The sequence below is a fragment of the Sulfitobacter sp. HI0027 genome (genome assembly GCF_001634775.1).
Classification (GTDB): Bacteria; Pseudomonadota; Alphaproteobacteria; order Rhodobacterales; family Rhodobacteraceae; genus Sulfitobacter.
In genome coordinates this window covers 1-15,258 of record NZ_LWER01000403.1, presented here as the reverse complement: position 1 = coordinate 15,258, position 15,258 = coordinate 1, and the positions used below count along the sequence as shown (strand labels likewise).

Annotated in this window: 15 protein-coding genes and 1 pseudogene; 7 read left to right on the top strand and 9 right to left on the bottom strand. The window is 62.1% G+C overall.

All coding sequences use genetic code 11. The features are described 5' to 3' along the window. Positions 1–2: 2 nt before the first annotated feature. Positions 3–1,187: an aminotransferase class I/II-fold pyridoxal phosphate-dependent enzyme gene (locus A3722_RS18315; RefSeq protein ID WP_067624167.1), complete on the bottom strand. Its 1,185-nt coding sequence runs from the start codon at positions 1,185–1,187 to the stop codon at positions 3–5. Between the two features lie 120 nt (positions 1,188–1,307). Beyond that, entirely contained in the window at positions 1,308–2,642 is a 1,335-nt protein-coding gene (locus tag A3722_RS18310; protein ID WP_067624169.1) for an amidase, read from the bottom strand. Between the two features lie 85 nt (positions 2,643–2,727). On the opposite strand from A3722_RS18310, the gene A3722_RS18305 reads away from it, so the two are divergent. Next, positions 2,728–3,954, top strand: a complete 1,227-nt coding sequence (locus tag A3722_RS18305) for an FAD-dependent monooxygenase (RefSeq protein WP_082849540.1) — start codon at positions 2,728–2,730, stop codon at positions 3,952–3,954. A gap of 10 nt (positions 3,955–3,964) precedes the next feature. Here the strand turns inward: A3722_RS18305 and A3722_RS18300 are convergent, their stop codons facing one another. The 5 genes from A3722_RS18300 to A3722_RS18280 form a co-directional block, all read right to left on the bottom strand. After that, the gene (locus A3722_RS18300; RefSeq protein WP_067624385.1) at positions 3,965–4,147 is read right to left on the bottom strand and encodes a Trm112 family protein; all 183 of its coding nucleotides are present in this window, start codon (positions 4,145–4,147) and stop codon (positions 3,965–3,967) included. Then, on the bottom strand, positions 4,144–4,788 hold the full coding sequence (locus A3722_RS18295) for an LON peptidase substrate-binding domain-containing protein (protein ID WP_067624388.1): 645 nt from the start codon (positions 4,786–4,788) through the stop codon (positions 4,144–4,146). The genes A3722_RS18300 and A3722_RS18295 overlap by 4 nt, the downstream gene beginning before the upstream one ends. A 27-nt stretch (positions 4,789–4,815) precedes the next feature. Next, positions 4,816–5,736, bottom strand: coding sequence for a thioredoxin (trxA, locus tag A3722_RS18290; protein WP_067624391.1), 921 nt, complete (start codon positions 5,734–5,736; stop codon positions 4,816–4,818). 54 nt (positions 5,737–5,790) lie between these two features. After that, positions 5,791–6,579, bottom strand: coding sequence for an exodeoxyribonuclease III (locus tag A3722_RS18285; RefSeq protein ID WP_067624394.1), 789 nt, complete (start codon positions 6,577–6,579; stop codon positions 5,791–5,793). Positions 6,580–7,057: 478 nt separating this feature from the next. Continuing rightward, positions 7,058–7,744 carry a response regulator transcription factor gene (locus A3722_RS18280; protein WP_067261731.1) on the bottom strand — a complete coding sequence of 229 codons (687 nt, stop codon included), beginning with the start codon at positions 7,742–7,744 and terminating at the stop codon, positions 7,058–7,060. A gap of 162 nt (positions 7,745–7,906) precedes the next feature. Here A3722_RS18280 and ribA point away from each other — a divergent pair, with 162 nt between their 5' ends. Further along, positions 7,907–8,998: a GTP cyclohydrolase II gene (ribA, locus tag A3722_RS18275; RefSeq protein WP_067624399.1), complete on the top strand. Its 1,092-nt coding sequence runs from the start codon at positions 7,907–7,909 to the stop codon at positions 8,996–8,998. Then, on the top strand, positions 8,995–9,489 hold the full coding sequence (locus tag A3722_RS18270) for a L,D-transpeptidase family protein (RefSeq protein ID WP_067624402.1): 495 nt from the start codon (positions 8,995–8,997) through the stop codon (positions 9,487–9,489). Before ribA ends, A3722_RS18270 begins: the two co-directional genes overlap by 4 nt. On the opposite strand, the gene A3722_RS18265 is transcribed toward A3722_RS18270, so the two are convergent. Next, positions 9,479–10,132, bottom strand: coding sequence for a YggS family pyridoxal phosphate-dependent enzyme (locus A3722_RS18265; protein WP_067624404.1), 654 nt, complete (start codon positions 10,130–10,132; stop codon positions 9,479–9,481). The genes A3722_RS18270 and A3722_RS18265 overlap by 11 nt on opposite strands. Positions 10,133–10,234: 102 nt before the next feature. Next, positions 10,235–11,212 carry a porin gene (locus A3722_RS18260; RefSeq protein WP_067624407.1) on the bottom strand — a complete coding sequence of 326 codons (978 nt, stop codon included), beginning with the start codon at positions 11,210–11,212 and terminating at the stop codon, positions 10,235–10,237. 278 nt (positions 11,213–11,490) lie between these two features. Here A3722_RS18260 and A3722_RS18255 point away from each other — a divergent pair, with 278 nt between their 5' ends. The 4 genes and pseudogenes from A3722_RS18255 to A3722_RS24120 form a co-directional block, all read left to right on the top strand. After that, positions 11,491–11,985, top strand: coding sequence for a DUF3576 domain-containing protein (locus A3722_RS18255; protein ID WP_067624410.1), 495 nt, complete (start codon positions 11,491–11,493; stop codon positions 11,983–11,985). Positions 11,986–12,067: 82 nt separating this feature from the next. Next, positions 12,068–14,614, top strand: coding sequence for a leucine--tRNA ligase (gene leuS, locus A3722_RS18250; RefSeq protein ID WP_067624413.1), 2,547 nt, complete (start codon positions 12,068–12,070; stop codon positions 14,612–14,614). Further along, complete coding sequence (gene lptE / locus A3722_RS18245) at positions 14,601–15,101, top strand: LPS assembly lipoprotein LptE (protein WP_067624415.1); 501 nt, start codon at positions 14,601–14,603, stop codon at positions 15,099–15,101. The genes leuS and lptE overlap by 14 nt, the downstream gene beginning before the upstream one ends. Beyond that, positions 15,098–15,258, top strand: a pseudogene (locus A3722_RS24120) (DNA polymerase III subunit delta); the annotation flags it as partial. The gene lptE and the pseudogene A3722_RS24120, both read left to right, overlap by 4 nt.

Below are 15,258 nucleotides of genomic sequence, written 5' to 3'. Positions count from 1 at the left end.
GCTTATGTCGAATACAGACAGTCGCGGATCGCTTCCAACCCGCGCGTCGTTTCGTCTTTTGGGGCCACCAAGGCGACCCGAATGTAATTCTGACCGGGATTCTCCCCGGCAACGTTCTGCGCCAAATAGCTGCCGGGCAGCACCCGCACGCCTGTCTCGCGCCACAGTTTCAGCGCCGCGGCCTCGTCATCCTCGACCGGGAGCCACAAGAAGAACCCCGCCTCGGGGCTCGCGTAGCCCGGCACATTGCCAAAAATGCGGTCGGCGATGGCGTATTTCTCTTGGTAGAGCGCGCGGTTCTCTTCCACATGCGCTTCATCCGCCCAGACGGCGGCAGCGGCCTGCTGCAAGGGCAGCGGTAGCGGTGCGCCCGCATAGTTGCGCAACTGTTTGATCTCGCGCATCGTCTCTGCCCCGCTGGCGGCAAAGCCTGAGCGCAGCCCCGGCAGGTTGGAGCGTTTCGACAGCGAGTGAAAGATCACCACCCGGTTGCGGTCGGTGCCGAGTTCTTTAACCACCTCCAACGCACCGGTGGGCGGCGTGTCGCGGTAGATCTCAGAATAGCATTCATCGGCGAAGATCAGGAAATCATATTTCTCGGCCAGCGCGATCAGATCGGCCCAGTAATCGCGCGAGGCGACAACGCCCTGCGGGTTGGCGGGCGAGCAAAGATAGGCCGCCGTGGTGCGGCGCAGCACCTCTTCGGGCAGGCTGGCGAAATCGGGCAAATGCCCGGTCTCGGCGGTGGCGGGGACCATGATCGGCTCTGCCTCGCCCGAGATCGCACCGATCATATAGACTTGGTAGAACGGGTTCGGCATCAGAATCGCCGATTTCTCGCCGTTCTTGGTCGGCGGGCAGAGCGCGATGACGGCGTTGTACAGCCCTTCGCGGGTGCCGTTCAGCGCCATAACCTCGCTGTCGGGGTCCATTTCGACACCGTAGCGCCGCGCGATCCATGCGGCGATGGCGGCGCGCAGCTCGGGCGAGCCGTCATTCGGCGGGTATCTGTTGAAACCTTCGGCGTGTTTCGTGATCTCATCCGTGACCCAAGCCGGAAACGCATGTTTCGGCTCGCCAATGGTCATATGGATAGGCGTGCCACCACCCTCATGCCCATCGAGCAAGGCGCGCAGGCGCGGCCACACGTGGGCCGGAAGGTTCGAAAACCGCTCGGAATACATCATCAAAACTGCCTCGGATCGGGATCATTCATGCCCCGTTTGCCCCAAGGTACCCAAGGGCGCCTCTCCCGTCCAGAAAAACCGGGAGATTTGCCGCCCTTGTGGCTTTTCGGTCGTGCGCTGTTATGCCTCGCGCAGGGCCGCTTCAGCCGCTGCACCAAGGCGCAAAAGCTGTTCCTCGGCATTGGGAGCGGCCATCAAAGAGATGCCACAGGACGGCGTTCCGGTTGGCAACGTAAGCGCGCAGAGCCCCATGAGATTCGCGACTCGCGTGTTCCGCAGCGAAAGGAGATTCTGCGCGAGGTAGTAGTCGTGATCGCTGTTCAGCCGCTCAATGTTCGGTGGCAGCATCGGCGCGGTCGGCACCAGTACGGCGTCATAGCCCGCCACGGCCCGGTCATAGCCTGCCCGCGCCAGATCAAGTTTGGCCCAAGCGGCAACGTAATCGGGGCCGGAGAACCCCTTACCCAACCGGAAACGCTCAAGAATTTCAGTGAACATCGCCTCTGGATTGGCCTCAATGACATCTCGCCAAAGACCGTAGGCTTCGGTGGTGTAGAGACAAGAACTCAGCGGCATCGCCTCTTCGACCTCGGGCACGGAGATTTCATCGACAGTAGCACCTGCGTCCCGCAACCGCTCCACTGCCGCGTTGAAAGCCGCCTTTGGCTCTTCGGAAAGCTGATCCATCACGACATTGGTCAACACCGCAAAGCGGCAGCCTTCCAACTCACTCTCTTGCAAATCGGCGGGTTTGGCCCCTTCCAGAACGCCCAGCAGCAGCGCCGCATCCTCGACAGAGCGGCAAAGCGGACCAACCGTGTCGAACTTCGCCGCCAGCGGTACCGTCCCGGCGAGGGAGACCCGCCCAGCCGTGGTTTTAAGCCCCACCAGATCATTCCACGCCGCAGGAATACGCACCGATCCGCCCGTATCCGACCCAATCGCCGCCGCCGCCAAGCCAAAGGCGACCGAGGCTGCCGCCCCCGAAGACGACCCACCAGAGACGCTGTCAGGCTCGTTCACGCAGGGCGGCGTCGCGGTGCTGGGATTATGGCCAAGGCCCGAGAAGGCCAATTCGCTCATGTGGGTTTTGCCCAGACAGACCAAACCCATCGCGGTCGCATTGGCCAGAACTTCCGCATCACGCTCCGGCACGCGGCCCTCTAGCAGCTTGGTTCCCGCCTCCGTCGCTGTGCCAGCGGTATCGAATAGGTCTTTCCAAGAGATTGGCACACCATCAAGCGGCGACAGGCGCTGGCCGTCGCGAGCACGCTCAGCCGCGGCGGCGGCTTCGGCGCGGGCGCGCTCGGGGGTGACGCGGGCATAGATACGGTCGCGCATCGGATGCGCGTCGATGGCATCAAGAAAGGTATCGCAAAGCGCCACGGGGTCGATATCGCCCGCCGCGATTCCGCGCCCCAGATCCGCCGCCGTCATTTCCAACCATTCGCGCATGTCGTACCCCTTGCCGATGTTCGTGGCGAACCTAGCGACCGTTCGGCGCATGGACAATCCCCGCGCGCAGGTCATATCTAGGGCCATGGATTTTGACCACGATATCGCGATCATCGGCGGCGGGCTGAACGGCCCTGCCCTTGCTCTGGCCCTCAGCCGCGCGGGTTTGCGCGTGGCGGTGATTGACGCCCTGCCCGCGCGGACATTTGAGAACGCCGACTTCGATGGCCGCGCCTATGCGCTGGCGCTGACCTCGGTGCGACTGATGGAAGGCCTCGGCATCTGGCCTGAAATCGCCGGTGACGCCCAGCCGATGCTTCAGATCAAAGTCACCGATGGGCGCGCCGGAACCGGCCCCTCGCCCATGTTCATGCATTTCGACCATGCCGAGATCGAAGAAGGCCCGATGGGTCATATGGTCGAAGACCGCCACCTGCGCCGCGCCTTGCTAAAGGCCGTCGCGGCCGATCCGGCGATCACCATGTTGAACGACACCCGCGTCACCGATCAAACGGTAGAGCCGACAGGCATCACCCTGACCTTGGACGGCGTCAAGACACTGCGCGCGCGGCTGGCCGTGGGGGCCGATGGGCGCGGCAGCGGGACCGCCGAACGCGCCGGGATCAAGCGCATTGCATGGTCCTATGGTCAGACTGCGCTGGTCTGCGTGGTCGATCACGAGAAACCGCATCACGGCATCGCGCATCAGTTCTTTATGCCCCCCGGCCCGCTGGCGATCTTGCCGCTGACTGGTAACCGCTCGCTGATCGTCTGGAGCGAAGCCAGCGCAAATGCCGCCGCCATTAATGCCCTGCCGGATGCGCAATACCTCGACGTGCTGCGCCCGCGCTTCGGCAGCTTTCTGGGGGAGCTTTCCCTGACCGGCCCGCGCTACAGCTATCCGCTGGGCCTGTCGCTGGCGCATTCCATGACCGCGCCGCGCGTGGCGCTTTTGGGAGATGCGGCACATGGAGTGCATCCCATCGCAGGTCAGGGGTTGAACGCAGGCCTACGCGATGTGGCGGCCTTGGCCGAGGTGATTGCCGATGCGGTGCGACGGGGCGAAGACCCCGGAAACGACGCGGTACTGGCGCGTTATCAGGAATGGCGGCGCTTCGACAATGCCAGCCTCGCGCTGGCGACAGACAGCTTTAACCGGCTGTTTTCAAACGATAATGCGCTTTTGCGTCTGGCCCGTGACATGGGCATGGCCGCGATCAACGCCCTGCCCGGCCTGCGCCGGACCTTCATCCGCGAAGCGGCAGGGCTGACGGGTGACCTGCCCCGATTGATGCGTGGGAAGCCCCTTTAGCGGGGCCCAGTTACAGCGTCCGCGCCTCATCAGGCAGCATCACCGGAATGCCATTGCGGATCGGATAGGCCAGCCCGGCAGCTTTCGACACCAGTTCTTGCTTTTCTGCGTCATAGGTCAGCGTCGTCTGGGTGCGCGGGCAGATCAATGCCTCCAGCATCCGGCGGTCGAATTGAACGGTGGCATCCGTCATTGCATCAAGCCCTCTTCCTGACCGCCGCGCATCGCGAATTCGATCAATGTCACCAATGTCTCGCGCCGGGTTTCCAGCGACGGCGCCTCTAGCAACGCCTGTTTGTCCTCGGCCTCAAACTCCAACATCATCGACAGGGAGTTTATCAGCAGCTCATCCTCGGCATCTTTCAACGTGTCCCAATCAGCCGAGAGGCCGCGGGTGTCGAAATACCGCCCCAATAGGTCAAGGAACCGCACCCGGTCGAAACTGTCGTCGACCTCATCCTCGCCCAAGTCACGGTCAAAGCCCGCCCAGTTCACATCGCAGCGGCGATAGGGGGAAAAGCCTTCAATCTCTTCCACCACGCGAAAGCGTGAGACGCCGCCAAGGGTCACCATATAGCGGCCATCCTCGGTCTCGGAAAACTGGGTGATGCGCCCCGCGCAGCCGATCTGGTGCAGCCCGTTGCCGTCGCGGCCGGGCATCTCGTTGGGCTGGACCATGCCAATCAACCGCGTGTCAGTCTTGAGCGCGTCTTCGATCATCTGAAGATAACGCGGCTCGAAGATATGCAGCGGCAGGCGCGAGCGGGGCAGCAGCAGCGCCCCTGCCAACGGAAAGATCGCAATAGTCTTGGGCAGTTCTGCGGGCTTGATCATGACAAGGGACTTAGTGCGCCCGTCTCCTCAGGCAAATATCATTGACGACAGTTTGCGACGGCCATTGAGCACCACCGGATCATTGGGCTTAAGCGCCTCAAAAATAGTGAAAAGCTGCGTTTTGGCGGCGCTGTCATTCCACCCACGGTCCCGACGGAACAGTTCCAACAGGTGATCGACAGCGGCCTCGGCATCGTCATGCGCGTAAAGCGCTTGGGCCAGATCGAACCGCGCCTGATGATCGTCGGGGTTTGCCTCTACCTTCTCGGTCAACTCGGCCACGGGGCCTGCATCCGCAGCCTGATGTGCCAGCTGCAACTGGGCATGGGCGGCTTCGAGTTCGGGGGCTTTGGAGATTTCGATCGGCGCACCGTTGAGCAGGGCTTCGGCCTGATCCAATGCGCCCATGGCGATATGGGACCGGACCATGCCGCCATAGGCGGGCGCGTTCATCGGGTCTTCTTCCAGAATTGCGGCAAAGGTCTGCGCCGCATCCGTGGCGGCCCCCTCGGCCAGCATCTCTTCGGCGGCGGCGACGGCATCGGCCAGCGTATCACCGGGCGCTTCGCCGCCCCCCGCCTTTACCACGCGGTCGACGAAAGCCTTGATCTCGGACTGCGGCAGCGCGCCTTGGAAACCGTCGACCGGCTGGCCTTTGAAAAAGGCATAGACCGTGGGGATCGACTGGATTTGCAATTGGCCCGCGATGTTTTGGGCCTCATCGACATTGACCTTCACCATCTTCACCGCGCCCTTGGCCGCGCGCACGGCGTCCTCCAACATCGGGCCAAGCGTCTTGCAAGGGCCGCACCACGGCGCCCAGAAATCAACGATGACCGGCACCGTTTGCGAGGCATCGACCACGTCAGCCATGAAGGTCGCCTCGGTCGTGTCCTTGATCAGGTCGGCATCCGCAGGGGTGGCGGTGGAAAGGTTCAGGTCGGTCATGCTGTTATCCTCGCTAATCGCGTTTGGCCTTATATGGACGTGCGGGGGCGCGATTCAAAGGTCAAAACTGGCAAAAACCGGCGCGTGGTCGCTGGGTTTCTCCCAACCGCGCGCATCGCGGACGATATGGCTGGAGTGCCCGGCCTGCGCGATATCCGATGTGGCCCAGATATGATCGAGTCTGCGACCCTTATCGGCGGCATCCCAATCGGCAGCGCGGTAGGACCACCAGCTATAGAGGTTGCCAGCCGGCACATCCTGCCGGGTGATGTCGACCCAATTGCCCGCATCTTGCACCGCGCCAAGCGCTTCGACCTCGACAGGCGTGTGGCTGACGATCTTCAACAGCTTTTTGTGGTCCCAGACATCATCCTCACGCGGGGCGATGTTCAGGTCGCCCACAAGGATCGACTTCTCGGGTTTGTCGCTATGAAACCAGTCGCGCATTTCCGAGAGGTAATCGAGTTTCTGGCCAAACTTCTCATTGATCTCGCGGTTGGGTTTGTCGCCGCCTGCGGGGACGTAGAAATTGTGAATCGTGGTGCCGTTTTCCAGCTTGGCCGCCACATGGCGGGCGTGGCCCAACATGGCGAAATCCTGATCGCCCGCATCCACCAAGGGCAGCTTCGACAGGATCGCCACACCGTTGTAGCCCTTCTGCCCACGCGCAACCATATGGGTGTATCCCGCCGCCTTGAACGCCTCGACCGGGATCTTGTCGACCGGGCTTTTGCATTCTTGAAGGCAGAGCACATCCGGCCCGTGTTCGGCCAGCAGCTTCAGCACCAAAGGCTCGCGCAGACGGACAGAGTTGATGTTCCAAGTGGCGAGAGAAAAGGACATGGGGGCAGGCTCCGGTCTGGGGGTAGGTCGGCACAATAACGCGGGTGGCGCGGCGGTGCCATGCGGAAATGGGGTTCCTTGCGGTAAGGGCCATCGCCTGCCCGCGAGTCGGCGACCCAAGGCCGCTTGTTGCCACTTTATGGTGCGGCCTTGATGTGTGTTCTGAAGGTCGCGCCCAGCCTCTCTAAATCGCCTATCCGGTCGCACCGGAGGTGCGCTGAGAATGATACGGCACGCCTTTGGCGTGACGGGCGGGCAGGCGATGGCCCGGCGCCTGCGGCGTGGCTCCGGGCAGGAGTGACGATCTCAACCCCGCCCCGGACAAAAAAAGGCCGGGCACTATGGCCCGGCCAGTCCAACAGGGAGGTATGTACCTTTACCCGGGTACAAAAGTCGGGCTTCAAACCGAGTGGCGGGTCATGAAAACCCCGCCTCTCAGGGTTTCCAACCAAACGAGGTTGGAAATGGTTCCCGGTTTTTATGCCATCAGGCGATAACCACCGGATTCAGTCACCAGCAAGCGGGCATTCGAAGGGTCAGGCTCGATCTTCTGCCGCAGGCGGTAAATATGGGTTTCAAGCGTGTGGGTCGTGACGCCCGCATTGTAGCCCCAGACCTCATGCAGCAACACATCGCGCGGCACCACACCATCGTTGGAGCGGTAGAGGAACTTGAGGATATTAGTCTCTTTCTCGGTCAGACGCACCTTGCGGTCGTCCTCCGTGGTCAGAACCTTCATCGCGGGTTTGAACGTATAGGGTCCAAGCTGGAACACCGCATCTTCGGATTGCTCGTGCTGGCGGAGTTGCGCACGGATACGGGCCAGAAGGACGGGGAATTTGAACGGTTTGGTGACATAGTCATTCGCCCCCGCATCAAGGCCGAGGATGGTATCGGCATCGGTGTCATGGCCGGTCAGCATCAGGATTGGGCTTTTCACCCCCTGTTTGCGCATCAGACGGCAAAGCTCACGGCCATCGGTATCGGGCAGGCCCACGTCGAGGATGATAAGATCATAGAGCGCCTCTTTCGCCTTGGTCATCGCCTCGGTGCCGTTGGCGGCCTCGAACACATCGAAATCCTCGGTCATGATAAGCTGTTCGCTCAGCGCTTCGCGCAGGTCATCGTCATCGTCAACGAGCAGGATTTTCTTAAGCTGGGCCATCTATCTCTCCGTCTGTTGCCTTATACATGCGCTTCGGCACGGGCTCCGACAAGGTATGTGACCTCTGTCTCACAGCCTCGTGTCAACAAAGCGTGAAATGTTTCAATTCCTTGGGAAATAACTTAGATAAACGCTGAAGCCTTTGCGGAGTTGCAACAAACCATGAGTTTCGCCCCGGACATCACCGAACAACTGGCGCGTGCGCGGGCCGATTTACGCATGGGCGTGCCCGTGGTTTTGGCGGATGGGGCGCAGGCCGCTCTCGTGCTGGCGGCGGAGACGCTGACCGCGCAGCGCCTTGCGGATGTGCTGGCCTTGGGCGGTGCGCCGGTGTTGGCGATCACGGCGCGGCGGGCGGAAACGCTTAAGGCGCGCGCCTATGATGGCAATCTCGCGCGCGTGTTGCTGCCCCCCGGTGCAACGCCCGCTTGGGTGCAAAGCATCGCCGATCCGGCGGATGACCTGCGCGCCCCGATGAAAGGGCCCCTGCAGACCGCGCGGGGCGGGGATACGGCCGCCCACAGCGCCGCGCTTGATCTGGTAAAGGCCGCGCGGATGCTCCCCGCCGCATTGGTGCTGGACCTGCCGCAGGGCGCTGACTTCGCGCGACTGCATGGGTTGACCCTGATCGATCTCACCGCCGCCGCCCCCATCCTCGCCCGTCGCAGCGCCCTGCACCCGGTGGTCAACGCCCGCCTGCCGATGGAGGTGTCCGAGGCCGGGCGTCTGCATATCTTCCGCCCTGAGGACGGTGGCGAAGAGCATTACGCCATCGAGATTGGCCGCCCCGCCCGCAACACGCCCGTCCTCTGCCGGCTGCATTCGGCCTGTTTTACTGGCGATCTGATGGGCAGCCTAAAATGCGACTGCGGCCCGCAGCTTCGGGCTGCATTGGCGCAGATGGGCGGTGAGGGCAATGGCGTGCTGCTTTACCTCAACCAAGAGGGGCGCGGCATCGGCCTTGCCAATAAGATGCGCGCCTATTCCTTGCAGGATCAGGGTTTCGACACGGTTGAGGCCAATCACCGGCTGGGGTTTGAGGATGATGAGCGCGACTTCCGCCTCGGGGCTGACATCCTGCGCTCGATGGGGTTCTCCGCCGTTCGCCTGCTGACCAACAACCCCCGCAAGGTCGGCATGATGGAGCAAAGCGGCATTGCGGTGACCCAGCGCGTCCCGCTGGCCGTCGGCGAAAACCGTCATAACAGCGCCTATCTGGCCACCAAAGCCGCGAAGTCGGGGCATCTGCTGTGACCCCGAACGATATGGTTTTGACCCCGACGGGGCTGCGGTTTCAGGGGCGGCGCTATGCCTGCAGCATCGGCAAGGGCGGTCTGACCCGTGGCAAGCGCGAAGGCGATGGTGCCACGCCGCGCGGGGTCCATCGCTTGGTCGGCATGCTCTACCGGCCTGACCGCATCCCGGCCCCAAGCGCTTGGGCGCAGCCGATCGGGCCCGGTGATCTGTGGTCCGACGCCAGCGGCCAGCCTGACTACAACCACCGCGTCCATGCCCCCTACCCCCATAGCCACGAGGCGCTGCGCCGCGCTGATCCGCTCTATGATCTGGTGATCCTAACCGATTGGAACTGGCCAGAGGCCGAGGCCGGGCGCGGCTCCGCGATCTTTATTCACCAGTGGCGGCGGCCCGGCTACCCGACCGAGGGCTGCATCGCCTTTGCGCGGGACGATCTTCATGAGATCGCGGCCCGTATCGGCCCGGCGACGCGGCTGATTATTCGCTAACCCGCTCGCCAAAGATGGCGGAGCCGACGCGCACATGGGTAGCACCAAGCGCGATGGCCTGCTCGAAGTCACCACTCATGCCCATCGAAAGGCCACTCAGATCATTGCGTGCGGCGATCTTCGCCAGCAGGGCAAAATGCAGCGATGGGGCCTCATCCACCGGGGGGATGCACATCAGTCCCTTGATCGGAAGGTCCAGCGCACGGCATTCGGCAATGAAATCATCCGCCTCACGGGGCATCACCCCGGCCTTCTGATCTTCCTCGCCGGTGTTTACCTGAATGAACAAATCGGGACAGCGGCCAATCTCCTGTGCCAGACGGGCGATGGTCTTGGCCAGTTTCGGACGGTCCACCGTGTGGATCGCTTCGGCCAGTTCCATCGCTTGCCGCACCTTGTTGCTTTGCAGGGGGCCAATGATGTGCAGGTCAATGCCCTCGAAATCCGCGCGGAAGCCGGGCCATTTGCCCGCCGCCTCTTGCACGCGGTTCTCGCCGAAAGAGCGGTGTCCCTCTTCCAAGACCACACGCACGCGGGCGTCGGGCTGAACTTTGCTGACGGCGATCAGCTTGACCGACCCCGCCGCGCGGCCTGCATCAGCTTCGGCTTTCGTGATGCGGTTTTGGATGTCGCTCAGACTCATTTTCGGCCCTCCATGTCAGGCGCGCAGAAAACAACAGCAGTGGGCAAAAGAAAAGGGGCAGACCGAAAGGCCTGCCCCAATAGTCACAGTCTGTCGTTCAACTTAGAAGTTGAAGCGAACACCCATGTCGGCAACGGTGTGACCCTGGAAGAATTTTGCAACGCCACCACGGAGGGACGTGCCGCCACCCAAGTCATGGTTAAAGTCGATACCATAAGAGTTGTTGCTCGTGGGGTTACCGAAGTAGGTTTCCGCATCGGAGACATAGAACTCAATATCAGTCGCAGCGCTGACGTCGTAACGACCGGCGAGCGTCCATTGGTCGCCGTTCGCACCATTATCGGCATAGGCTAGGCTCACATCAACTGCGCCAAGAGAACCACCGGCCGACGCTAGCCACTCGGTGTCCGTTGCTGAGTTGGAGTCCTGGCCACCCAGCGCGAATGTCCAGCCGCTCCAAGTATAGGCGACATGTGCCGCCACGCGGTCGCGAGCACCCTCCGACGCCGAAACATGCACCGACAAGTCGCCGAAGGAATACATAACTTCAACAGCGTTCTGGAACGGCGCACCAGTACCGGCGCTGCCAGCCGATGCACCTGCGCCATCGGAATCGTAGAAGTCGGCACCGTACTGATAGGGCGAGTATTGGTACTCAAGACCGGTCAGGCCGAGGTCGATGGGATACATGCCGGGCATAGCTTCGATCGCGCCGTAAATGTTTCCAACGCCGACTTCTAAACCACCGGAGCGGGCGAAAAAGCGCGGTGCGTTGATACCGGTGCCAGAGTTGGCTGCATCGTCGACTTCATCGTTTTCTTGTTCGATGCGAACACGCGCACCAAAAACCACGCCGGTATCGGACTCTGCTGTTGCATCCAACTGCAGACGGAAGCGGTACGTCAGGTCGGTGGAGCTGTCTCCCGTTCCATCATCACCAAATGTTTGCGCAAGCCCATCTGGCCCTGCCGCACTGGAATACAGGATACCAAAACGGCCGTAGCCGCCGAATGTTACGTCTGCTGCTGCTACACCGGCGGTCGCAACCAGGGCTGTTGTAGCGAAGAGAACTTTTTTCATGAGTTTTCCCTCGGTTTGAATTCATATGCCCAGACCGGGGAATCCGGTAAGGGTATGAAGGGTGTTTGCCCCCGATGACCTGCACTTGGCAAGGTTCACGCAGCCTTCCCTCTCAATGTCGCCATGGTTGGTGCAGCTATGCCACAGTTTTTCCGACCAGACACCGGGTTAGGCCGTATTTGCCTCGGTTCAGCCGTGGAACGCAGACCCGACATAGACCTTGCCGATAAGGGCCTGCTTGGATAGACCGGAACGCAAACAGGCAAAGGAAAGCTGCAATGGCCCTTCGTACCGCTTGCAAGATAGCGATCTCCGTTCTGGCGCTCAGCGCGCTTGCCGCCTGTGGTGGGGGCTTTGGCAGCCCTGCCACGGAACGGCCGGATCAGTACACCAACCCCAACAACCCCAATAACATCGAGACCAACCCCGAGAATACGATTTGGTCGATCTTCAACCGCAAGAACACCGACACCAGCGTTTCGGTGAACAAATACCTCTGGTCGGCCTCGCTGGAAGTGCTGAACTTCCTGCCGGTGCAATCGGTCGATCCTTTCACCGGGGTGATCGTTACCGGCTATGGCACCCCGCCGGGCGGTGGTCGTGCGTATCGCGCGACCGTGCTGATCGACGACCCGGCACTGGATGCCCGCTCGCTCAACGTGGCGCTGCAATCCTCGGGCGGCCAGCCGGTGGCACGGGCGACAACCCGCGCGGTAGAGGATGCGATCCTCAGCCGGGCGCGGGAAATGCGCGTGTCCGACAGCAAATTCTGAGCCCGCTTAACTCAACACGTTTCCAACGCCGGGCCTTGTGAAAGCCGCAGCCCGGCGTTTTTCATGTCACGAAGGTCCCCTCATGCCCCGCTATACCCCCGCCGAGATCGAAGCCCGCTGGCAGCAAGCCTGGGAAAAGGATGGCGTCTTTCAGGCCGTTCGCAACGCCGACAAGCCGAAATACTATGTGCTTGAGATGTTCCCCTACCCCTCGGGCCGCATCCACATGGGGCATGTGCGCAACTACACGATGGGCGATGTGATCGCGCGCTACAAGATTGCCACCGGGCATAACGTGCTGCACCCGATGGGGTGGGACGCCTTTGGCATGCCCGCCGAAAACGCAGCGATGGCCATCGGTGGCCACCCGGCGGATTGGACCTATGCCAATATCGCTGAGATGAAAAAACAGATGAAGCCGCTCGGCCTCTCGATCGACTGGTCGCGCGAGATCGCTACCTGCCACCCCGGCTACTACGGCCAGCAGCAGGCGCTGTTTTTGGACTTCCTCAAAGAGGGGCTGGTCTACCGCAAAAACGCCGTGGTGAACTGGGACCCGGTCGATATGACCGTGCTGGCCAACGAGCAGGTCGAAAACGGCTGCGGCTGGCGCTCTGGCGCGCCGGTAGAGCGGCGCGAGTTGACGCAGTGGTTCTTCAAGATTTCGGACCACTCCGAAGAGTTGCTCTCCGCACTCGATAGCCTCGATAACTGGCCCGCCAAGGTCAAACTGATGCAGGCCAACTGGATCGGCAAATCGCGCGGCTTGCAGTTTGCCTTCTCGACCATCGAAGCGCCCGAGGGCTTCGACCGCATCGAAGTCTATACCACCCGCCCCGATACGCTGCTGGGCGCGTCTTTTGTCGGCATTTCGCCCGACCACCCGCTGGCCAAAACGCTGGAGCGGGACGATGAAGCCGTCGCCGCCTTCTGTGCCGAATGCCGCAAGGGCGGCACCACCGAAGAAGCCATCGAAACCGCCGAGAAGTTGGGCTACGACACCGGCATCCGCGTGCGCCATCCCTTTGACACGGCGCATGAATTGCCGGTCTATATCGCGAACTTCATCCTGATGGATTATGGCACCGGCGCGATTTTCGGCTGCCCCGGCCACGACCAGCGCGATTTCGATTTCGCCAGCAAATACGACCTGCCGATCATCTCGACCTTCCTGCCTTCGGAAGACGCCTCGCCCAAGCTCGACGAAGCTTTCGTGCCGCAGAAGTCGGAAAAGGTGTTCTACAACCGTGGCTTTGCGGGTGACCCGTGGCAGACCGGCGAAGACGCCGTCGACGCCGCGATCGCCTTTTGCGAGGAAAACGGCATTGGCCAAGGCGTCACCAAATACCGCCTGCGGGACTGGGGCCTCTCGCGCCAGCGCTACTGGGGCTGCCCGATCCCGGTTGTCCATTGTGACGACTGCGGCGTGGTGCCCGAAAAGAAAGAGAACCTGCCGATCGAGCTGCCCTACGACGTCAGCTTTGACACGCCCGGCAACCCGCTTGACCGCCACCCGACATGGCGCAACTGCGCCTGTCCCACCTGCGGCAAGGACGCGCTGCGCGAGACCGACACGATGGACACCTTCGTCGACAGCTCGTGGTATTTCGCCCGTTTCACCGCACCGCGCGCGGAGACGCCGACCGTCATGGAAGACGCGCAATATTGGATGAACGTCGATCAATATATCGGCGGCATCGAACACGCGATCCTGCACCTGCTCTACTCGCGCTTCTTTGCCCGTGCGATGCAAATCACCGGCCACCTGCCCGAAAGCGCGGTGGAGCCCTTCGACGCGCTCTTTACCCAAGGCATGGTGACGCATGAGATTTACCAGACCCGCGATGCCAACGGCCGCCCGGTCTATCACCTGCCCGAGGAAGTGACCGACGGCAAACTCAGCGACGGCACCGAGGTGGAGATCATCCCCTCCGCCAAAATGTCGAAGTCCAAGAAGAACGTCGTCGACCCGCTGCACATCATCTCGAACTACGGCGCCGACACCGCGCGTTGGTTCGTGCTCAGCGATTCGCCCCCAGAGCGCGATGTGGAATGGACCGCCAGCGGGGCCGAGGCTTCTTACAAGCACCTGTCGCGCGTGTGGAACATCTGCGACCGCGTGAGCGAGATGGACCGCGAAGCACCCGGCACCGGTGATGATGACCTGCTGCGCGCCCTGCACAAGACGATCCATGACGTGACCATGGGCGTGGAATCCTTCGGCTTCAACGCGGCGATTGCCAAGCTCTATGCCTTCACCGCCACCTTGCAAAAATCCAAAGCAGGCTACGCCGCACAGCGCGAAGCGATCATGACGCTGGCGCAGTTGATGTCGCCGATGACCCCGCATCTGGCTGAAGACATCTGGGCGCATCAAGGCGGCGAAGGGTTGATCACCAAAGCCCCATGGCCCAAGGCCGATGAGAAGATGCTGGTCGATGACACCGTGACCCTGCCGATCCAGATCAACGGCAAACGCCGGGCAGAAATTCAGGTTCCCGCCGACATGCCGAAGGAAGAGGTTGAAAAAATCGCGCTGGCGCATGAAGCTGTCATTCGAACACTGGACGGGGCCACACCGAAAAAGGTCATCGTCGTGCCCGGACGGATTGTGAATGTCGTTGCCTAAGCCCACCCATATGCGCCGCCGCTTCCTGTTGGCCCTGCCCCTGCTGGCGCTCGCCGCCTGCGGGTTCGAGCCAGTCTATGGCCCCGGCGGCGCGGGAACGGCCCTGCAAAACCGCGTGCTGGTCGATGCGCCCGAAGACCGCTTTGGCTATTTCCTAGTGCGCGAGGTGGAAAGCCGCTTGGGCCGCGCGGCCACGCCCCGCTGGGGGCTGGCGCTGACCACCACCACAACCGAAGACGGGCTAGCCATCGACAGCGAAGGCAACACCCGGCGCTATAACCTGCTTGGCACCACCTCTTACGCCCTGCGCGACCTCGACAGCGGGCAGATCGTGACCTCGGGCAAGGTCGAAAGCTTCACCGGCTATTCCGCCACCGGCACCACCGTCGCCACCCGCGCCGCCGAGTTGGACGCGCAGGAACGCCTGATGGTGATTCTGGCTGACCTCGTCGTGAGCCGCCTTTATGCAGCTGACTTGCCGCAATGAAGCTCACCCCGCGCGACGCAAAGCCCTATTTCGCGCGGCCTGATCCCGCGCGGACGGGGCTTTTGATCTACGGCAGCGATGCCATGCGCGTGGCCTTGAAACGGCAGGAATTCCTGAAAAACCTGCTCGGCGCCAATGCCGAAGAGGAAATGCGCCT